The following is a 20,881-nucleotide window of genomic DNA, read 5'->3' as shown; positions in this document are numbered from 1 at the left end:
TGCATGGGTTTTATTTAGTTGTTAAATTTATCTCTTATCTAGATATTAGGAGGCATTAATTATGAGTGATATCGAAAAACAATTGTGGAAAGCGGCTGATAAGCTTCGGAAAAATATTGATGCTGCAGAGTATAAACATATAGTTCTGGGCCTGATTTTCCTGAGATACATCTCTGATGCCTTTGATGAGTTATATGATAAACTGGAGAAAGGGGAAGGGGAGTATGCCGGTGCTGATCCTGAGGACAGGGACGAGTACAAAGCCGAGAACGTTTTCTTTGTACCTGTAATTGCACGCTGGTCATACTTAAAGGCAGAAGCCAAAAAACCGGAGATTGGTAAGGCTGTTGACAATGCAATGGATGTAATTGAAAAAGAGAATCCATTGCTTCGTGGGGTTTTGCCAAAAGTTTATGCTAGAGGTAATCTTGACCCTGCAAACCTTGGCGGTCTGATCGATCTGGTGAGCAACATTGCTCTTGGGGATGCCAAAAGCAGGAGTGCCGATGTTCTGGGTCATGTTTTTGAGTATTTCCTTGGCGAGTTCGCTCTTGCGGAAGGGAAGAAAGGAGGGCAGTTCTACACTCCACGAAGTGTTGTTGAATTGCTGGTCGAGATGCTTGAACCATACAATGGTCGTGTCTTTGACCCATGCTGTGGTTCCGGTGGTATGTTTGTACAGTCGGAGAAGTTCGTTGCTGATCATCAGGGCAAGCTGAACGATATCTCTATTTATGGGCAGGAGAGCAACCAGACAACATGGCGGCTGGCAAAGATGAACCTTGCCATAAGAGGTATTGACAGTTCCCAGGTCAAGTGGAATAATGAAGGCTCGTTCCTAAATGATGCTCACAAAGACCTGAAGGCTGATTATGTGATAGCCAATCCACCGTTTAATGACAGTGACTGGAGCGGTGATCTGCTACGGAAGGATGGCAGGTGGAAGTATGGTGTTCCGCCATCCGGGAATGCTAATTATGCCTGGATACAGCATTTCCTTTATCATTTAGGTCCGAGCGGTCAGGCGGGATTTGTTCTGGCTAAGGGTTCCCTGACATCCAAATCTTCGGGTGAGGGAGATATCAGAAAAGAGCTTGTAGAAGCACGCCTGGTGGACTGTATTGTAAACCTTCCTCCGAAATTGTTCCTGAACACCCAGATTCCGGCAAGTCTCTGGTTTTTGAGCAGGAACAAGGCCAATGGTGGGTACCGAAACAGGACAGATGAGATCCTGTTCATTGATGCACGGAACATGGGACACTTGATAAACCGCAGAACCCGCGAGTTCTCACCTGAGGACATACAGGAGATTGCGAGCACTTATCATAACTGGCGAAACCCGGAAGGAGATTACGAAGATGTTAAAGGATTCTGTAATTCCTCTCCTATTGAGCGAGTGTGTGAATTGGATTATGTGCTGACTCCGGGGCGTTATGTTGGACTTCCGGATGATGAGGATGATTTTGATTTTAATGAGCGTTTCACGGCTCTGAAAGTTGAGTTTGAGGAGCAGTTGAAAGAGGAAGAGAGACTTAATGTGCTGATCGCCGAGAATCTGAAAAGGGTGAAGCTGGTATGACTGGAAATGAATTGACGGTCATTGAGGATATCCAAAGCCAAATCTATACGATTCGAGGTGTACAGGTGATGCTGGATGAGGACCTGGCCAGCCTTTATCACGTAGAGACAAGAGTGTTGAACCAGGCGGTTAAAAGAAACAAAGAGCGATTTCCGGAGCAGTTCTGTTTTCAACTGACTGCCGAGGAATATGAGCTTTTAAGATCACAAATTGTGATCTTAGAGGGTGATGCGGCTTTAACATCACAGGATGTGACCTTAGAAAGCAGGCGTGGAAAACATCGAAAATACCTGCCATACGCATTCACCGAGCAGGGAGTTGCTATGCTTTCGGCTGTTCTGAAAAGCAACGTTGCAGTGCAAATGAGTGTCCAGATCATTAATGCTTTTGTGGCAATGCGTCGCTTCATCAGTTCTAATGCACATATCTTCCAGAGACTTGATACCCTTGAAATAAAGCAACTTGAAACAGATAAGAAGATCAATCATGTCCTGAATGCTATTGAGAGTAAGGAAATCCAGCCAAAACAGGGTATTTTCTTTGAGGGTCAGATATTCGATGCCTACAATTTCGTAGCAGATATTATCAGAACAGCCCAAAGATCAATCATCATTATTGACAATTATGTGGACGATACTGTCCTGACCCATCTCACAAAAAGAAATGATGGTGTGGATGTTACTATTTTCACAAAGACTATGTCAAAACAACTGGCACTGGACCTGAATAAGTTCAATTCCCAATATCCACCTATTGAAATCAGGGAGTTCAAAAATTCCCATGACCGTTTTATGATAATCGACGACAAAACAGTCTACCATTTCGGTGCTTCCCTGAAAGACCTCGGTAAGAAATGGTTCGCCTTCTCAAAAATGGATTTCGGAGCAGTTGAAATGCTCACAAGGCTGGAGGGGATGAAGTGACAGGTGAGTGGAAAAAGTTTAAGATTGGGGATATTGTCACTCTCGAATATGGAAAAGGGTTAAAAAATTATAAAGATGGTGATGGAAATTATGATGTTTTTGGAACAAATGGAAAGATAGGTTTTGCAAATGAGTTCCTATATGACAAACCATCTGTGATAATTGGAAGGAAGGGGGCGTATCGTGAGGTTCACTTAGCAAAAAAGCCTTTTTTTGTAATCGATACGGCCTTTTACACTAAAATGAGAATTAAAAAACTAAACAATCTATTTCTGTATTACTGGTTCAAAAATATTGATATAAATGATATGGACAGTGGATCGGCAATACCTTCCACTAGCAGAGATGAGATCTATGATTTAGACATATTCCTTCCTCCTATCTCCGAACAACGTGCCATCACCTCTGTGCTTTCTAGCCTCGACGACAAGATAGACTTGCTCCACTGCCAGAACAAAACTTTTGAAGCGATGGCGGAAACACTGTTCAGGCAGTGGTTTGTGGAGGAAGCGGATGAGGGGTGGGAAGAGAAACCGTTATCCAAAGTGGCTGATTTTTTAAATGGATTGGCGTGTCAAAAATATCCTCCTCAAAATGATGTAGACAAACTACCTGTTCTAAAAATTAAAGAATTGCGCAATGGTTTTTCAAAAAACTCTGACTATGCTACAACAGAAGTCAAGCCAGAATATCTTGTAAAAAATGGTGATGTGGTTTTCTCTTGGTCAGCTTCATTAATGGTTAAAGTATGGGATGGTGGGAAGTGTATTTTGAATCAACATCTATTCAAAGTTACTTCAGAAGCTTATCCAAAATGGTTTTACTATCAATGGTGTAAATACTATTTAGAAGAATTTGTTTCTATATCAGCAAGTCATGCGACTACAATGGGGCATATTAAAAGGGGAGATTTAGACGTGGCAATGGTTTTAGTTCCATCAAATGATGAACTGAAAGAAATGACAAAATCAATGGCTCCACTAATGGATAAACTGATCGTTAATAACAAGCAAATCCGCACCCTCGAAAAATTGCGGGATACGCTGCTGCCTAAACTGATGAGCGGGGAAGTGAGGGTGGAAGTATGAGTAAACACATCGAAAGTATCCACATTTGGGATAAAGTGAAATTATACATAACTTCATTATGGTTACTATTTTTCTTGTTAATAGTACTAACAATTGATGTTCCGATTACTTTTAGCAAAAATTATGAATTCATTGGTTTTGAGGAATTGATCAGCAGAAATTATATTCCTCTCATTAGTTTTCTATTTCTTATTATTGGTATTTTTTATTGTCTTTGTTTTGATTATAAGTTTAAAGGAACTGCACCATTACAAATAAATGTGCAAACTGTTGAAAATGTAAATTATGAACATATCACATTTCTCACAACTTACATAATACCATTATTGAGTTTTGATATTAGTAACATAAGATATCTTCTGCTACTCTTTTTGCTTCTGATAATCATATGTGCGATTTATATTCGAACAAATTTGTTTTATGCAAATCCCACTCTTGCACTACTTGGATATCACATTTACAAAATTACGGGCTATAGAATAAAGGAACAAAATACGGATTCTTACGAAAATATAATTGTAATAGCCAAAACAAATATATTATTAAATGATGAAATTCAATTAATATTTTTAAGTGACAATATCTATTTTGGAAGGAAAGTATGAACACATTAATTGAAAACTTAAAAGACATTTTGACTAATGATACTTTATCGGTTGTTATTTACTTTAAGCTTAAAAATGGAGAGGTGAAGCTTGCTGATATTAATAAAGATGCTTTACCACGTATATTGACACTATACAAAGACAAAATCAATAAAGAAATTATTGATAAAGAAGATTTGGAATTATTGAACCTTTCCGAAGTAGATGAAAGAAAGAATGTTATCTACAAATATGATTTTGACAAAAGTCGGGAACCTTTTTTGAGTATAGAGCAAGTTATTGAGGATAGCGAAATAAAAACATTTAGTTTCTCCAAAGATACTTTGGAAAACATCGACGGGATTATTGCTAAAATCAGTAATGCTAATCACGGCATATATTTGTATACTAAATTTTATCCTGTTAATTTAATGAAACCCGGTAGAGCAGTAAACCTACTACCCTCTGATCACCGCTTGGTGATGTTTGATGGTAAATTAATTCAAATTACTGGTAAATATGATATTTTGAGATTAAATCAAGAGTATTATCTCAAGAAATATGAAATGTTAGAAAGATTTTACCAATTTAACGATGTAACAAAAGAGAGAGCTAAGAGTTATTTTGGAGAGATATCTAAAATAAAAATAATCGATAACGAGGATAAGTTATTTTTATATATTGAAAATAATTCATCACGTGCCCGGAAGTTCATAAAAGTTATGTCTTCATCAATAGTTATTAAAAAGAAAATTCCTAACGAACAGCTAATTTCATTTGTTTCAACTAATCCTAAATTAAAAGATAATATTGAAACAAACGACGACAAGACTAAATTTAAATTAAATACAAACAAGCATTGTGACTTTTTCATTAAACTGTTAGATGATGATTTCCTGAAATCGGAATTGACACAAGAACAATATGAAGCAATTGCCAAGAATAATGTTTAAACATTACTGCTAATAAAAACCACATTTCTGTTAACCAGTCAGATTTCATTCTCTGCACTTCAAATATTGGCAAACATCTATGAAACCGGAGAATTGGTGAAAGTGTCAACGATTTCCATTTTTGAAACAGTTCAAAAAGAAGTACAGGACATCAGGGGGAGTGCGGATGACTGCAACTAAGATCACCGAATCCGAAATAGAGAACTTCGCCATCGAGCTTCTTGAACGTCAGGGCTATCGGTACATCTATGCGCCGGACATTGCCTCGGATAGTGACACTCCCGAACGGAGCAGTTTTGAGGATGTGTTATTATTAGAGCGTCTGCGAACGGCTGTTGGGCGGATAAATCCGGGCGTGCCGGCAGATGCCAGGGAGGATGCCATTAGGCAGCTTCAGCGCCTGAACTCTCCTGAACTCATTTCTAACAACGAGACATTTCACCGGATGCTTACGGAAGGTGTAAATGTAAGCTACCAGAAAGACGGGATTAACAGGGGTGATCTGGTCTGGCTGGTCGATTTTAAAAATCCTGAAAATAATGATTTCCTTGTTACCAATCAATTTACTGTTATTGAGAACGATGTGAAAAAGCGTCCTGATATCATTCTTTTTGTAAACGGTCTGCCTCTGGTAGTTATTGAACTCAAGAACCCTGCTGATGAGAATGCAACCGTAAAATCTGCATTCAAACAACTGCAGACCTATAAACAAACTATTCCCTCCCTTTTTGCATATAATGGTTTCATGGTCATCTCCGATGGGCTGGAAGCAAAATCCGGTTCCCTTTCCGCTGGTTTCAGCCGCTTTATGGCATGGAAAAGTTCAGATGGCAACGTTGAAGCCTCGCCACTCATCGGACAACTTGAAACACTCATCAACGGAATGCTTGACAAAAGCACTCTTTTAGATCTTATCCGGCATTTCATCGTATTTGAAAAATCGAAAAAAGAAGACACTACTACCGGCATCATTACTATTCAAACCGTAAAGAAACTCGCCACATATCATCAATACTATGCAGTTAACCGGGCGGTGGAATCAACACTCAGAGCATCGGGTTTTATTGTAAAGGAGAAAACGGACTGGGATACTTTAGGTATACATCATGAAAGCCCCGAAAGTTATGGTCTTCCGGGAGTGGAAAAACAGCCAGTTGGGGATCGCAAAGGTGGTGTAATCTGGCACACCCAGGGAAGCGGTAAATCCCTTTCCATGGTATTCTACACAGGAAAGATCGTACTGGCAATGGACAACCCAACGCTGGTAGTAATTACCGACAGGAACGACCTCGACGATCAGCTTTTTGACACATTTGCCGCTTCAAAACAACTCCTCAGGCAGGAACCTGTACAGGCAGAAAACAGAAACCACTTAAAGGAACTCCTGAACGTCGCATCAGGCGGCATAGTATTCACAACCATCCAGAAGTTCCAGCCCGAAGAAGGCAACGTTTACCCGGAACTATCAGACAGGGAAAACATCATTGTAATAGCAGACGAAGCACACCGTACACAATATGGTTTCAAGGCAAAACATGTCGATGTCAAAGATGATAAAGGAAATGTAATCGGTAAAAAAATCGTTTACGGTTTTGCGAAATATACACGTGATGCCCTGCCCAATGCAACATTCCTCGGTTTTACCGGTACACCAATAGAAAAATCAGATGTGAACACACCTGCTGTTTTTGGAAATTATGTTGATATTTATGATATCTCGCAATCAGTTGAAGACGGTGCCACGGTAAAGATCTATTATGAGAGTAGGCTGGCAAAAATCGCTCTTAGCACCAAAGGAAAAAGACTTGTCGCTGAACTGGATGAAGAGCTGGAAAAGGAAGACCTTGCAGAAACCCAGAAAACCAAGGTAAAATGGACTCAACTTGAAGCCTTAATTGGCAGTGAAACCCGGGTAAAGAAGATCGCTCAGGACATTGTGACACATTTCGAACAACGACAGGAAGTTTTCGAAGGGAAGGGCCTAATCGTTACAATGTCACGAAGAATAGCTGCTGACCTCTATGATGAGATTATCAGGATAAAACCACAGTGGCACAATGACGACCTTCGAAAAGGCGCGATTAAGGTCGTAATGACCTCCGCATCATCCGATGGTCCCAAAATTTCAAAACATCATACCACAAAAGATCAAAGAAGAGCTCTGGCAGAAAGAATGAAAGACCCGGAAGACGAATTAAAACTTGTAATCGTCCGGGACATGTGGCTAACGGGTTTTGATGTTCCATGTCTCCATACCATGTACATTGACAAACCAATGAAAGGCCATACCCTCATGCAGGCGATTGCACGTGTGAACCGGGTCTATAAAGACAAGCCGGGAAGTCTGATCGTTGATTATCTGGGAATAGCCTCTGATCTGAAAGAAGCCCTATCCTTCTATTCAGACAGCGGAGGCAAGGGTGATCCTGCTGTTCTTCAGGAGAAAGCAGTTCAGTTAATGCTCGAAAAACTAGAGATCGTATCCCAGATGTATTACGGATTTACCTACGATGATTACTTTGAAGCGGACACCTCCAGAAAGCTGTCAATAATACTTGAAGCAGAAGAACATATTCTGGGTCTTGAAAACGGCAAGAAAAGATACATTGATGAAGTAACGGCTTTATCAAAAGCATTTTCTCTGGCTATTCCACACGAACAGGCAATGGATGTAAAGGACGAGATATCCTTCTATCAGGCAGTAAAAGCCAGACTCATTAAATTTGATAGCACTGGAACAGGTAAAACAGACGAGGAAATTGAAACTGCAATAAGGCAAGTAATTGATAAGGCTCTTGTTACCGAACAGGTAATAGATGTATTTGATGCAGCCGGAATTAAAAAACCGGATATTTCCATATTGTCAGAAGATTTCCTTTTAGAAGTCCAGAACATGGAACATAAAAATCTGGCACTGGAAGTCCTGAAAAAGTTGCTCAATGATGAGATTAGAGCCCGTGCAAGGAAAAACCTTGTTCAGAGCAGATCCCTAATGGAAATGCTGGAAAAATCCATCATTAGATATCATAATAAGGTCTTAACTGCGGCTGAGGTTATTGAGGAATTAATCAAACTAAGTAAAGACATCAGGCGTATGGACAAAGAGCCTCAGGAAATGGGTATGTCTGATTTTGAATATGCTTTTTACACAGCAATTGCAAACAATGACAGTGCCAGAGAAGTAATGCAAAAAGATCAATTACGTGAGTTAGCTGTTGTTTTATTTGAAAAGGTAAAACAAAATACGTCTATTGACTGGACAATAAAGGAAAGTGCCAGAGCTAAACTAAAGGTTATTGTAAAAAGGACATTGAGAAAATATGGATATCCTCCTGACATGCAGGCACTTGCTACAGAAACCGTGCTCAAACAGGCGGAATTGATGGCTGATGAAATAACAAAGAATTATTAAAAGGTAAAATCACCCACATAGTGGTATGCCTTGAATAACCTTTTTTTTATCTCTATCAAGTATGAAAGTAGTCGCTATAAACGGAAGTCCACGTAAAGAAGGAAACACAGCAGCAATGCGGAGATAAAAACCCATGAATGAGAACAACCTTTCCGACAAGCAATCAGATTTCATACTCTACACATCAAATGATGGAAAAGTAAAGGTCGACGTTGTACTGAAGGATGAAAACGTCTGGCTTACCCAGAAAGCTATGGCCGGTTTGTTCGGGGTAAAAGTTCCTGCCATTAGCAAACATCTGGCAAACATCTATGAAACCGGAGAACTGGTGAAAGAGTCAACTATTTCCATTTTGGAAACGGTTCAAAAAGAAGGAGACCATCAGGTCATGCGCATCATAGAGAGTAAGGATGAATACAACTGAGAGTATCATGTTCCACTCCACTTATTACCAATAACTCACATTATATACTTTTTTCTTGATTTGACCTACACACCAAATCCACAAAAAGAGGAAAAGACCATGAAAGTAGTTGCAATAAACGGAAGTCCACGTAAAGAAGGAAACACAGCAGCAATGCTGAAAAGACTCACATCCAAACTCGAAGCTGAAGGAATAGAAACCGAAACCATCAATATTGGTGGTAAAAAAGTTCATGGATGTACAGCATGTATGAAATGTTTTGAGAAAAAGAACGACCTCTGTATTTTTGATGATGATCCCATCAATGAGTGTATCACAAAGATGAAAGAAGCTGACGGGATTGTAATCGGTTCACCAACTTACTTTGCTGATGTAACAACCGAGACCAAGGCACTCATTGACCGTGCAGGATATGTATCTCTTGCAAACGGTGGTTTCTTTTCAAGGAAAGCCGGTGCAGCAGTTGTAGCAGTTCGCAGGGCAGGCGCAGTAGCTGCTTATGATTCAATCAACCATCTGTTTGGAATTACCAGCATGGTAACTGTGGGTTCATCTTACTGGAATCTTGGTATTGGACTTCATCCGGGAGATGTCAATGAGGATGAAGAGGGTATGCAGACCATGGACAACCTTGCAATTAACATGGCATGGTTGCTGAAAAAGATCAATTCTGAGTAACTGCAAAAAATATTGGAAAACAGGGACTGAAGTTCCAGTTTTAAAAAGTAAAGTAAAAATCAATGGAATCTAAGCCTATGGCTTAAATTCCTTCAACTTAACTTTATCGTTATTTATTTCTATGTATTCAAGTGCTTTTTTATCTCCAAATCCCCAGCTTCCGGTATTTGCAACCTTGTTCCTGTCATCGACATATGCCAGATGTGTGTGACCGTATACAAGATACTGCTCAGGTCTCACATTTAACAGGAAATGTCTTGTATTTGCAGCCGCAAGCTCCATGATTGGCTCAACCACATTGTGCCGGTTGTATTTTCCTATTCTCCTCTCGGGTGGCTCCATCATAGACCTGAGGGCAGATTTTGGTTCACTTGGGAACCTCTTCAGCGTATCCCAGAATGAGCGTTTGGACTGGATCTCTTCCCAGACCATCTCAGCGGCATTTCCTGCATCGTCACCTGCAAGACACATGTGTTCGCTGAAAGCCTCGTAAGTTTTCATGGATTTGTAGTACGGGTTGCAAAGCACTTCAAGCTGGTATCCGTGGAAGAAGAAAAATTCCTGTTCCCTGCTTTTAATAATCTCATGCTTCTTCACTTCAAATGGGAAATTCTCTTTCAGTACCTCACTCATACGAAGCAGGTAGAAATCATGGTTACCCACTACGTAATGGACCTGGGTTTCATCCAGTATGTCATTTAACATAGTCAGGGATTCGGAACATTCAATCACAGCTTTTGTAAAATCCCTTCTCCATATATCTATAATATCTCCAAGGAGAACAAGATGCTCTACATCTCTGTCCCTGAGTTCCTTTATAAATTTAACAAACTCTTTCTCCTTTGCCCCTTTCATTCCCAGGTGTACGTCCGAAACGGCTACTATTGACATTAACTACCTACCTCTGCTAAATCTCACAATAATATTCACTATATTTTGCCGCAAGATCTTCTTTCTTCTCCTGATTTCCATAAGCCCTTGCTAAAAAATGCATCATTATATTATATTGCTGATATACTATTTTTACATAATGACTCAAGAAATAAAAACATTATTTCAGAACAATGTTATGAAACAATATTTAGAAACTGAACTTAGGAGCAATATTTCTGTTAATATTCTCATGAACTAGATTCTTGAAAAATCCACAGTTCATAAACGGCAGACTAATGGCAAGGTATTCATAGTTATTTATCCTTTAAAGGTCAATATCTATCTATAACTCCGATACTACTATAATCACATCAACTCAAATTCCTGATTAAAATGAAACTCTACAGCACAAATCTTAACGCACCGGAAGTAAGCTTTCAGGAAGCTCTCATAACCGGACTTGCACCGGACCGCGGGCTTTACATGCCAAGGAGCCTGCCAACTTTCTCTAAGGAAGAAATCGATTCCTTCAAGGATGTTCCCTATCCTGAAATTGCCTACAGGGTACTGAGCAAGGTACTCGAAGGCGAAGTCGATAATGAGTCACTCAAAGCCATCACCTATGATGCTTACAACTATGATGTTCCGCTTGAGCCTGTTGATGAGCAGACCTATATCATGAGACTTGACAGGGGACCAACTGCATCCTTCAAGGACTTTGCAGCCCGCATGATGGCAAGACTCATGCAGTACTATCTCAGCAAAGAGAACAGAAGCCTGACCATTCTCACCGCAACATCAGGTGACACAGGCAGCGCAGTTGCCGATGCATTCTATGGTCTTGACAACATCAAGGTCATTGTACTCTTCCCAACAGACGAAGTATCTGACCGTCAGCGCAAGCAGATGACCACACTTGGCAAGAACATCACTGCCATTTCAGTTGACGGAAAATTCGATGACTGTCAGGCAATGGTAAAACAGGCATTTGCAGACGAGGATCTCAAACACCTGAATCTCTCATCAGCAAACTCAATAAACATCGGGCGTCTTGTTCCTCAGTCTATCTACTACATTTACGCTTACGCAAAACTCAGGAACTATCCAGAGGATATTGTCTACTCTATCCCATCCGGTAACTTCGGTAACATGATGGGTTGTGTCCTGGCAAGGACCATGGGAATCCCGATTAAGAAGATAATCACCTCGGTCAATGAGAACGATGAGGTTCCAACTTTCCTGAGCACAGGCAAGTACCACAAGATTGTACCTTCAAAGAACTGCCTTTCCAATGCAATGAACGTTGGTCATCCAAGCAACCTTGCAAGACTCATCACCATCTACGACGGTGTAATGGATGAACAGGGTAACATCAGCAAAGAGCCTGACATGGATAAACTCAGAAATGATATCTACTCCAGCTCTGTAACCGATGAGGAAACAAAGGCAACAATTAAGGAGATTTTCGAGAAGTACAACATCCTTATCGAGCCACATGGTGCAGTAGGAATAAAAGGACTTCTTGACTTTAGGGCTCAGTCAGGTGATAATACACTTGCAGTATCCCTTGAAACTGCAGACCCTGCAAAGTTCCCTGAACATGTCAAAGAGCAGACAGGTGTTGAACCTGAACTTCCACAAGGCCTGAAAAAGGTAGAATCAAAAGATGAGTTCATGGATTATCTCGGAACAGAGTATCCTGCTTTCAAGAAATATCTTCAGGAAAAGCTTGAATAAGCTTTTCTTACTTTAATTTTTCGGTTCTCTTTAACATCGTGTGGGTAAACGAAGTTTACCCGCCATCAAGAATATCATTGTATTCCTACACTTCTCAGTCTTCAATCCATATGATCTCTTAAAAGCAGTTTTAATTTTGTTGTTCAATCCTTCAACAACACCGTTGCTGATACCTTGTTTGATTGATTCCAATATCCCATGAGAATTTCTTTTAATCATCTTGGCCAATGTGATAATTTCCTTGATGTTGCTATGTGTTCCCCAATAATGCCATTTGTCAAGATATTCCCTCGCTACCTCTATATTTTTTATATCCCACAGACGTTGAAGTCCAAGCTTAAATCTGTAAGCTTTTGCTGTTTTAGTATCCAAATCTTTGATTGATCGAATCTTAGCTATTTCCCGATCCGATAGATTTTCAGGATTTTTCAACCACATGAATCTCGTTTTACCCAGATCTTTATTTGTTTGATACTCCTTTCTTCGAACCTTATCAATTGCATCATTCATCATTTTGACAATATGGAACTTATCGTAAACGATCTTAGCATTTGGGAAATATTCCCTTGCTCCACCCCTAAAAGCAGGATACATGTCCATTGAAATATACTTGATATTATCAGGGTCTATTTTTCTGGAAAGAACTTCCCTGAAGTTCTTGAAAACACTTCTTTTCTTTCCATTTTCAATATGAATTACTCTTGATTGATTTAGATCATAGAACAAGGTCACATAGCTGTGACCTTTTTTGACAGATATTTCATCTACTCCAATAGTATCTAACTCAGAGAGATCCATCTTTGCTCTGGCTTCTTCAACATAATGAGCTAGAATTATCCATACAGAATTTTCATGAATATTGATCAATTCAGCAATTGAAGAAACACTCATTTCTTTGGACATTGCAACGATTAGTGCTTCGAAAAATAATGTAAATCCAGTATTTTGTCTTGTCCATGGAACTTCTACAAGTTTTACATCATCTCCATCACACTTTGTTCGGGGAACTCGTGCATGAATGTATGTTTCATGATGGAAGAAATCAAGGTGTCTCCATACTTTTTCTTTGGTATCATGGAGATCACACAGTTTGTTGCAAACTGGGCAAGGGAACTTCGTTCCCTTGGTAAAATCTAGATAAATATCCATTCTTTTCTTAGAAACATTAAGATCAATGTCTTTCACATACCATGGAGGGGTTATTCCCAGAGCCATTTGAATCAAGAGTTTATCGTCCATCCAATATGGATTGGATGAACAGAATATTAAATTACCCACTCAATCTTGAGGAGATCCAATTTTTCTTATTTTGATAGTCATAATATTAGTCAGCTTTATTAGTTTGTGTTTCTTTATCTTTCATTAGAAGGTGTTATTTTGACAGATAATGATGCTTGTACTCCGCAAAAGCCCGGCAAATATTTTGGTATTTGCACATCCTATCACCATTCAAAAGGCTGTAATTGTCCTAATTGTCCTTCTTATCCTGAGAAAGGAAAGTTCATGTTCTGCTCTAAAGGTGCATATCCTGAAGTAGAGAAGAAAGGATGTTTATGTCAAGAATGTATTATTCACAGTAAATTTGGTCTTGATGGCGAGTATTTTTGTTCTGAGTGATTCTTTTCTCTATGTTAGGCATGACTATAAATCACCTCATCATTATTATGCTCATTAGATATGTTTGTATACATATATTTATATACTAGTAAACAAAACTATGAACTGTGGCAAGAACTGCTAACCAGTGCTTGTCATAAGAAATGTACCGTATAGTTGTACGATATGGACTTCATCCCAACAAACTCCGTGAAAAACGGAATTGGATTGCACGGAAATGTGGGCACGATACATTCCCCTCAGTATCTAAAAACGAAATAATGCCTGCATTTCATCCTCTCTCTAAGGATGAAGTGGAGTATGAGCGGTCATAAGGGGACAGATGGGGGCACCTGAGTGGGTAATTGGAGTATGAGCGAATGGGGCGCCATTTCGGTTTGACCGAAGTGGCGTGGTTATTGTCTATTCTTGCAGTCGATTTTACATTCTGTTCTTATATTGTTTGTTTAATTGTAAGTTAACAGGCTTTTAATTGGAGCTGAATGGCTTCATGTTTGTTTTATCTATCATTATTAGTTTTAAATGGTTTTAAATCTATAATCATCTATCATTTCAGATTGTTTTATATATTATTGTGTGCTTTCAGCAAAGCCTCTATGAAAAGCATTAAAAATGGTAATTACTCCTATCTGGAGCTTATAATATCATGTACTATATTTGGAGCTAGTGGAATCTTTATAAAACATATCTACTCCATGCAAACAACATCTATTATATTCTATAGGCTTATTTTTGGATTCATACTATTATTAGCATATTGTATATTCTCTAAGAAGTATAATCTTCTATATATCGGCAAAAAAAGACGTTATATACTCTTGATTGCGGTATTCAATGTTTTAACCCTATATACTTACTTTAGTTCCATTAAATACGCAGGAATATCCATTGCAGTGCTTTTACTGTACACTGCTCCGGTATACGTTACACTCCTGTCTCCATTATTCCTGAAAGAAAAAATCACAAAGAGAGGATTTTTCTCATTGATCATTTCCGTATATGGGATATTACTTGTTGTTCTTCCAGGAAGCAATGCATCTGTAAATGCACAGCTTTTCACCGGAATAGTCCTGGGAATACTATCAGGCATATCTTATAGTGGAACTATACTAACAGTAAGTTATCTGAAAGATGAATATTCCGGTTTCACACAGCTTTTCTGGTCAACATTTATTAGCTTATTAATCCTTTTGCCATTTGGAAGCAAGGTTCCGGTGGAGGTTCTGATGCCCAACCTGCCTGTGTTGTTCCTTTTTGGTTTAATTACAACAGCATTCGCTTCAGTTCTTTATCTGAACAGTGCTGCAAAGATCAGGGCTCAGACCGTCAGTGTACTTGCATTACTCGAGCCTGTAAGTGGAATTATATTTGGATTCGTATTCCTGCATGAGCCTGTATTCATGAACACGATACAGGGATGTTTCTTCATACTACTTGGTGCAACGATACTCGTACTGGAACCTGGTAAGTTTAACATGCAAAACAAAACCTATGGTAAAATCTCTGTTTTAGGCAGAATTTACCCTGCTTTTAGTTATTTAACGGCATCTTCGCGTTTAAGAAAATGGTAATGAGTAATTGTGAAATTACTTCCGGTTGAAGAACATAGCAATTCCCATTATAGCAATAAATGGAATTGCAAGGCCTGGAAATTCAGGGATTTCCTCACTGTCCTCGCCTTCATTATTCTTCTTTTCAGGATTTTCTGAGGATTCACCACCACTACTAGATGTTGAAACATTGCTTCCGGTCACTGTGCTGTGGCCGTCATGTTTCCACCATCCTTCTTCGTCACTTACGATACTATCCGGGGTGGACATCAATGGACTTTGATCCGCAGGCTGGTTCATATTAGTGAAGTTATCCGTGAAATTGTCGTTCCCTTCCATTCCGATGTAACTATTTTCCTGGGGAGAAAAAAGGCCGAACAAAAAAAGCAGCATCATTAAGCCAATAAAAATATGATACCCGGTAATCTTCATTAGAAATCCTCACAAGAATAAAATTAATAGTTGCTTATGCACTTTCCTTATATGGGTATCCCAAATATATCTTTTCCCGTATACTAATTACTAAATTAAGTTCCTTATGATAGAAACTACTTTATGGTGGAATAGACTACTTATCTATAATATTCATTATCAGTAGCGCATTATAATTGCAATAATCCCGGAGGTTATGTTTTGCTCATTAGGTATATTAATAAATTCCAGAAGTCCATAATAAAAATAATAATGGTCATGATGGTTTTTGTCATTCTGAGTTCCATGCTGGAGATTACCTGGATACTCGTTACTGACTTTTTAACTCCGCCCTATCTATTGATAGGTGTGGATCAGATTCTGGATATATTTGCCCTCTTTTTCCTGGTAATTATAGGTATAGAGTTGCTTGAAACGGTAAAGATGATTATCATTGAATCATCCATGAATGTTGATGTTATAATTCTGGTAGGTATCACTGCAATAGTCCGTAAAATATTGATAATAGATCTTAAAAACACCGACCCATTATTTTTAGTTGGAATGGGAATTCTCATAGTTGCCCTTGCAGGGACATATTATCTTGTCGTAAATTCAGAAAAGGATTTCAAATGCCAGCTTAATGTTGATGATGAAAATTAACTACAGAAACAAAGTTGATTTACTCTCTGGAATAAATTCAGAAGAGGGATTATTCAATCCCTTCTAATTCATTTTTAAATTTAAATAGTTCAAGCTTCATTCTCAGGGCATCTGAAAGTTCGGTTAGCTCTCTTGCTGCATCGGTGAACTCTGTCATGGAAGCAGTCTGTTCCTGGACAGCAGCTGAAACTTCCTGTGTTCCTGCTGCGGATGCTTCAGATATACTGGAGATATCTTCAATGGATGCCGTAACTTCCTCAATAGATGCGGATTGCTCTTCCGCAGAGGCGGCAATATTCTGTGCCATTCCTGCTATCTGTGCACTGCTCTCAACTATCTGTTTAACAGCTTCTACTGTATTATGAAGTGATTCTGCTCCACTGGCAATGGTATCTGTTCCGTTCTCAACTGAAATAACAGCTTCTTCTGTTCCTTTCTGAATTTCCTGAATAAGTTCTGATATTTGCTGTGCTGCATGTCCTGAATTCTCAGCAAGTTTGCGTACTTCATCAGCCACAACTGCGAACCCTCTTCCATGCTCTCCTGCCCTTGCAGCCTCAATGGCAGCGTTTAGTGCAAGGAGGTTTGTCTGGTCTGCAATATTTGTGATAAGCTCAACTATCTCGCCTATTTTCCTTGATTTTTCATCCAGTTTCCTTATTGCATTTGCAGAGTCTCCGGCTGAACTTTGAATGTCGTTCATCTGCAGAAGCAGCTCTTCGGATTTCTTTCCAAGTTCCTGTATAAGTTCACTTGCAGATGTTGCGTTCTCTGCTGCAACCTGTGCGTTTGATGCTATTTCCTGGACATTATATGTCATGTCAGTCATAGCATGTGATGTTTCGTCAGTTTTCATAGACTGGCTCTGTGCTCCTGTGGCAATCTCTGAAATAGTAAGAGATATCTGGTTGGCAACGGATTCCATTTCTACCGAAGAGCTAAGCATGTTGTTAGAATTGCTAGTGACCTTGTTAACACTCAGGTCTATTTCCTGCACAAGGTCTCTCAGTCCATATGCCATCTGGTTAATTGCCGCTGACAGACGTCCAATTTCATCTCCTGAATTGCCTTCGATGTTCACCGTCAGGTCACCCTCTGAAATGCGACCTGCTGCATCCATCATTTTATCCAGTGGTTCTGTTATTGTTTTTGCAAATTTCCATGCACCCAGTGAACCTACAATGATTATTATAAGGATGGCTGCAATCATTGTGTTTCTTATAGCTTTTGTTCCCTCAGTGAATTCATCAAGGTAACTGCCTGATGCAATTATCCATCCTCTGGGTTCATAATAAGTATAAGCCATTACTTTCTCGCGCCCATTCCACTGGTAGGTGATGTAACCATCCTTGTTTTCAATCATTTCTTTTGCAAAATTATATTGATAGAGACTTTCACCTTCATTGTCAGGATGCATTATCAGGGTACCTTCAGTATCCATTATGTAAATGTAACCTGTTTTTCCAACGGTTATTGTACTCATCTGTTCTTTCATCTTCTCAAGGAATGGCTCTTCGAGTACACCTACATAGAGAATTCCAATAGTTTTGCCGGAGTTATCTTTGATAGGTTCATAAGCAGTCAGGTACCAGGCGTTAACAACCCATGCCCTTCCGTAAAAGGTTTCTCCGTCTGTCACAACAGCATCATAAACAGGTTGAGAGACTGTTGTTCCAACAGCCCGGCTTCCATCGGCCTTTATAACATTGGTTGAGATTCTCACTGCCTCCCCACTTTGTATCTGGAATATGGTTGCAGTTCCCCCTACCATATTTTTAATCTCATCAACGATCTCGAAATTGTCGTTCACGATATAATCTTCACTGAGAGTCATTTTGCCATCTATTATTGCAGGGTCACCTTTTGAGTAAAAGACAGACCTGGCAATTGACAGATCATTATTGACTTTATCTTGTGCAAAGGTCAGAGTGGACTCTACATAATTCTTCTCTATTTGTACCTGCTCTTCAAGATTTACCTGGGTTTCATCGGCAATACTTATTTTAGCTTGCTCGTAGGCATAAGTGCCAACAAGGAGCAATGGTATGATAGTTGCTATCAGTGTAAATGCTATCAATTTATTTCCAATGGGAATGTCCTGATATCTCATTTTTTTTCTTCCGTTATTATTCAGTGTTTTATAAGGGGTTAACCCCGGTTTTGTATATACACTAAAACGAGATTATTAATATATAAATAAATCTATATTTATTAGTTATTTTGAGCATCAGTAGTAGCATTTGCACAGGCTTTATTATGTGTATAAAATTTCATATCATGATTTTGCAAAAAGGTTTAAACCTGTACGTTCCATTCGGGATAGAGTCACATGAAGATACATTGTCTTGTTCATCTGGATTTTGAAACCTTAGGAAACATCAGGGACTGGATATTTGAAAAAGAACATTCGTTTTCTGTTATCATGCCTTCTGAAAATCAGATTTATCCTGAGCCTGGTGATATTGATCTACTTATCATCATGGGTGGTCTCATGAGTGTATACCAGGAAGATGAATATCCCTGGTTAAAAAAGGAAAAAGAGTTTGTAAAATCTGTTATGGATTGCGGAAAGGCTGTCTATGGAGTATGCTTTGGTGCCCAGATGCTTTCCGAGATTCTCGGTGGGAAAGTAAGCCGAAATCAAGACCGTGAGATAGGCTGGCACAAAGTAAGAAGCTTAGATGAACCGGACACGGACTTCCAGTTTATTAATGTACAGAAAGAGATGACTGTTTTCCAGTGGCATGGCGATACATTTACACTTCCTCCCGGATGCAGACGACTTTTTGAAAGCGAGGCATGTCCGGAGCAGGGCTTTATTTATGGTAACAATGTTCTGGCTTTACAATTCCATCCGGAAGTTGATGCAGGTTGCGTTGAAAGTCTGCTTGAAAATTGCAGTTCTGATCTGGCAGAAAAAAGCCGTTATGTCTCATCTGAAAATGAAATAAGGGGTCGTGATGACCTGATAAAAGCTTCAGCAGATCTGATGTTTTTAATACTTGACTGGTTTGAAGAAAATATAGAAAAAACTTAACAATATAACTTACAGCAGGTTGCATTATGAAAGAAGATATCGAGTATATGAGAAAATTGTGTAAAACACGTCCTATTAGCTACTCTGACCTTGATTATCTCAAAAAAGGTTCAACGGCATTTCTGCATGAAAATGGCTATTCTACTTCTCAGATAGCACAAGCTCTTGATCTGGACGAAAGGGATGTCGAAAACAATCTAAAAGGAACCGGTTTTGCATTGGATTACAAAAAGATAGCTCAATTTGAAGATAAAATGCCTTCCAATATAGGCGATACTATTGTAATCTGTGTTCCATCGTTTGGTTCCGAAAACCAGGTTCATTGCATTAAAGCAACTGTTCTTCAGTGTGTTCCAAGAGGCAATAGTTGTGGACTTTCAGTATCTCTTCTTGAGAATGTAGATTTTGAGATACCACTTTATGGTAAAGCCCGCAAAGGCACCGAGATAGTTGTTCCGGCAGACTGGGTTTCAGAATAATACAATATCCAAAATCAAATGATATCAGGTTTAAGCAATGGCTTTTTCCATAATATTGCCATTGTAGCTGTTTACAAGAATTCCTGAAATATCACTGAATAACTCTGCAGTATAACTATTATATTCTCCAAGCTGGCAGCGTCCTGTTCTGTTTTCCCCGTGGAAATCGGATCCACCTGTCATTATCAGTCCCTGTGCAGAACACAATTCATACATTGTGTTCACTTGTTCTTTGCTGCTGTTTGCATAGAATACTTCAAATCCATCCAGACCACATCTGATGAGTGATTCAGACATGTATGGAAGTAGTGACATCCTGTTGTTTTGTTCCAGTGTCCTGAGTATGTGGGCACACACGGCTTTTCCACCAGCCCTGTGAATTGTTTTGATTGCTTTTTTAACAGGAAATTTCTCCATGCTTATGTCCAGTGGCGAATCATCTGACAGCCAGATGTTGTGGAAATCATAATTGTTCATCACTTTATTCTGTACAGAAAGTGTGATGTCATGTTTTGTGATTATTCCTTTTACATTATCAAGGACAGAATAATCAATTTCCATATCATGTGATTCCAGTGCAGCGCAAACTTTCATGCAATAGTCTTTTGCATTTTGCTTTGCATGATCCGTCATTCTGAGAAGTCCGCTGTCTTCAGGATCAAAATTATACCCAAGTATGTGTACTTCAATTCCTGAATACTCTGTCTCCGTAGTAAATTCGATACCCGGTATCAGGGTTATGTTTTGCTTGTCGCATTCCCATCTGGCTTCACAGAGTCCATCAACAGTATCGTGGTCTGTAATACTCAGGATTTTTATTCCCTTGTTCTTTGCCAGTTTAATCAACTCTTTTGGTTTTAGATCACCATCGGA

At 39.2% G+C, this 20,881-nt stretch carries 19 protein-coding genes; 14 read left to right on the top strand and 5 right to left on the bottom strand.

The features are described from left to right. Positions 1-61 precede the first annotated feature (61 nt). The 8 genes from V7O61_RS11490 (at position 62) to V7O61_RS11455 (ending at position 9,641) form a co-directional block, all read left to right on the top strand. Positions 62-1,579 carry an N-6 DNA methylase gene (locus V7O61_RS11490; RefSeq protein WP_407281715.1) on the top strand — a complete coding sequence of 506 codons (1,518 nt, stop codon included), beginning with the start codon at positions 62-64 and terminating at the stop codon, positions 1,577-1,579. After that, positions 1,576-2,502, top strand: a complete 927-nt coding sequence (locus V7O61_RS11485; protein WP_407281716.1) for an ORF6N domain-containing protein — start codon at positions 1,576-1,578, stop codon at positions 2,500-2,502. Before V7O61_RS11490 ends, V7O61_RS11485 begins: the two co-directional genes overlap by 4 nt. Beyond that, positions 2,499-3,590 (top strand): restriction endonuclease subunit S, encoded by a 1,092-nt coding sequence (locus V7O61_RS11480; protein ID WP_407281717.1) that lies wholly within the window; start codon positions 2,499-2,501, stop codon positions 3,588-3,590. Before V7O61_RS11485 ends, V7O61_RS11480 begins: the two co-directional genes overlap by 4 nt. After that, positions 3,587-4,195 carry an anti-phage protein KwaA gene (kwaA, locus tag V7O61_RS11475; protein WP_407281718.1) on the top strand — a complete coding sequence of 203 codons (609 nt, stop codon included), beginning with the start codon at positions 3,587-3,589 and terminating at the stop codon, positions 4,193-4,195. Before V7O61_RS11480 ends, kwaA begins: the two co-directional genes overlap by 4 nt. After that, the gene (gene kwaB, locus V7O61_RS11470) at positions 4,192-5,127 is read left to right on the top strand and encodes an anti-phage protein KwaB (RefSeq protein ID WP_407281719.1); all 936 of its coding nucleotides are present in this window, start codon (positions 4,192-4,194) and stop codon (positions 5,125-5,127) included. The genes kwaA and kwaB overlap by 4 nt, the downstream gene beginning before the upstream one ends. A gap of 166 nt (positions 5,128-5,293) precedes the next feature. Next, positions 5,294-8,539 carry a type I restriction endonuclease subunit R gene (locus V7O61_RS11465; RefSeq protein WP_407281720.1) on the top strand — a complete coding sequence of 1,082 codons (3,246 nt, stop codon included), beginning with the start codon at positions 5,294-5,296 and terminating at the stop codon, positions 8,537-8,539. A 133-nt stretch (positions 8,540-8,672) separates the two neighbouring features. Then, the gene (locus V7O61_RS11460; RefSeq protein ID WP_407281721.1) at positions 8,673-8,963 is read left to right on the top strand and encodes a DNA-binding protein; all 291 of its coding nucleotides are present in this window, start codon (positions 8,673-8,675) and stop codon (positions 8,961-8,963) included. 99 nt (positions 8,964-9,062) lie between these two features. After that, positions 9,063-9,641, top strand: a complete 579-nt coding sequence (locus V7O61_RS11455; RefSeq protein WP_407283399.1) for a flavodoxin family protein — start codon at positions 9,063-9,065, stop codon at positions 9,639-9,641. Positions 9,642-9,716: 75 nt separating this feature from the next. Here the strand turns inward: V7O61_RS11455 and V7O61_RS11450 are convergent, their stop codons facing one another. Next, positions 9,717-10,532, bottom strand: coding sequence for a UDP-2,3-diacylglucosamine diphosphatase (locus V7O61_RS11450; protein WP_288070377.1), 816 nt, complete (start codon positions 10,530-10,532; stop codon positions 9,717-9,719). Positions 10,533-10,907: 375 nt separating this feature from the next. Here V7O61_RS11450 and thrC point away from each other — a divergent pair, with 375 nt between their 5' ends. Next, positions 10,908-12,251 carry a threonine synthase gene (gene thrC / locus V7O61_RS11445; protein WP_407281722.1) on the top strand — a complete coding sequence of 448 codons (1,344 nt, stop codon included), beginning with the start codon at positions 10,908-10,910 and terminating at the stop codon, positions 12,249-12,251. Positions 12,252-12,281: 30 nt separating this feature from the next. On the opposite strand, the gene V7O61_RS11440 is transcribed toward thrC, so the two are convergent. Then, positions 12,282-13,490: an ISL3 family transposase gene (locus V7O61_RS11440; RefSeq protein ID WP_023843742.1), complete on the bottom strand. Its 1,209-nt coding sequence runs from the start codon at positions 13,488-13,490 to the stop codon at positions 12,282-12,284. Positions 13,491-13,628: 138 nt separating this feature from the next. On the opposite strand from V7O61_RS11440, the gene V7O61_RS11435 reads away from it, so the two are divergent. Both V7O61_RS11435 and V7O61_RS11430 read left to right on the top strand, forming a co-directional pair. Continuing rightward, the gene (locus tag V7O61_RS11435; RefSeq protein WP_407281723.1) at positions 13,629-13,868 is read left to right on the top strand and encodes a DUF2769 domain-containing protein; all 240 of its coding nucleotides are present in this window, start codon (positions 13,629-13,631) and stop codon (positions 13,866-13,868) included. Positions 13,869-14,350: 482 nt separating this feature from the next. Continuing rightward, complete coding sequence (locus V7O61_RS11430) at positions 14,351-15,439, top strand: DMT family transporter (RefSeq protein WP_407347399.1); 1,089 nt, start codon at positions 14,351-14,353, stop codon at positions 15,437-15,439. Positions 15,440-15,454: 15 nt separating this feature from the next. On the opposite strand, the gene V7O61_RS11425 is transcribed toward V7O61_RS11430, so the two are convergent. Further along, positions 15,455-15,850, bottom strand: a complete 396-nt coding sequence (locus tag V7O61_RS11425) for a PEF-CTERM sorting domain-containing protein (RefSeq protein ID WP_407281724.1) — start codon at positions 15,848-15,850, stop codon at positions 15,455-15,457. 201 nt (positions 15,851-16,051) lie between these two features. Here V7O61_RS11425 and V7O61_RS11420 point away from each other — a divergent pair, with 201 nt between their 5' ends. Further along, a complete protein-coding gene (locus tag V7O61_RS11420) occupies positions 16,052-16,492 on the top strand; it encodes a phosphate-starvation-inducible PsiE family protein (protein WP_288070382.1) in 441 nt (146 codons plus the stop codon). 49 nt (positions 16,493-16,541) lie between these two features. Here V7O61_RS11420 and V7O61_RS11415 read toward each other — a convergent pair whose 3' ends face one another. Next, on the bottom strand, positions 16,542-18,602 hold the full coding sequence (locus V7O61_RS11415) for a methyl-accepting chemotaxis protein (RefSeq protein WP_407281725.1): 2,061 nt from the start codon (positions 18,600-18,602) through the stop codon (positions 16,542-16,544). A gap of 219 nt (positions 18,603-18,821) precedes the next feature. On the opposite strand from V7O61_RS11415, the gene V7O61_RS11410 reads away from it, so the two are divergent. Together V7O61_RS11410 and V7O61_RS11405 are read left to right on the top strand one after the other, a co-directional pair. After that, a complete protein-coding gene (locus V7O61_RS11410) occupies positions 18,822-19,529 on the top strand; it encodes a type 1 glutamine amidotransferase (RefSeq protein ID WP_023845852.1) in 708 nt (235 codons plus the stop codon). Between the two features lie 26 nt (positions 19,530-19,555). After that, entirely contained in the window at positions 19,556-20,008 is a 453-nt protein-coding gene (locus V7O61_RS11405) for a hypothetical protein (protein WP_407281726.1), read from the top strand. 30 nt (positions 20,009-20,038) lie between these two features. Here the strand turns inward: V7O61_RS11405 and V7O61_RS11400 are convergent, their stop codons facing one another. Beyond that, complete coding sequence (locus V7O61_RS11400) at positions 20,039-20,854, bottom strand: PHP domain-containing protein (protein WP_407281727.1); 816 nt, start codon at positions 20,852-20,854, stop codon at positions 20,039-20,041. Between the last annotated feature and the right edge of the window lie 27 nt (positions 20,855-20,881).

The organism is Methanolobus sp. WCC1 (assembly GCF_045690315.1).
Lineage (GTDB): Archaea > Halobacteriota > Methanosarcinia > Methanosarcinales > Methanosarcinaceae > Methanolobus > Methanolobus tindarius.
Note: the sequence above shows the minus strand (reverse complement) of the source record. Positions and strands in the feature narration are given on the sequence as shown.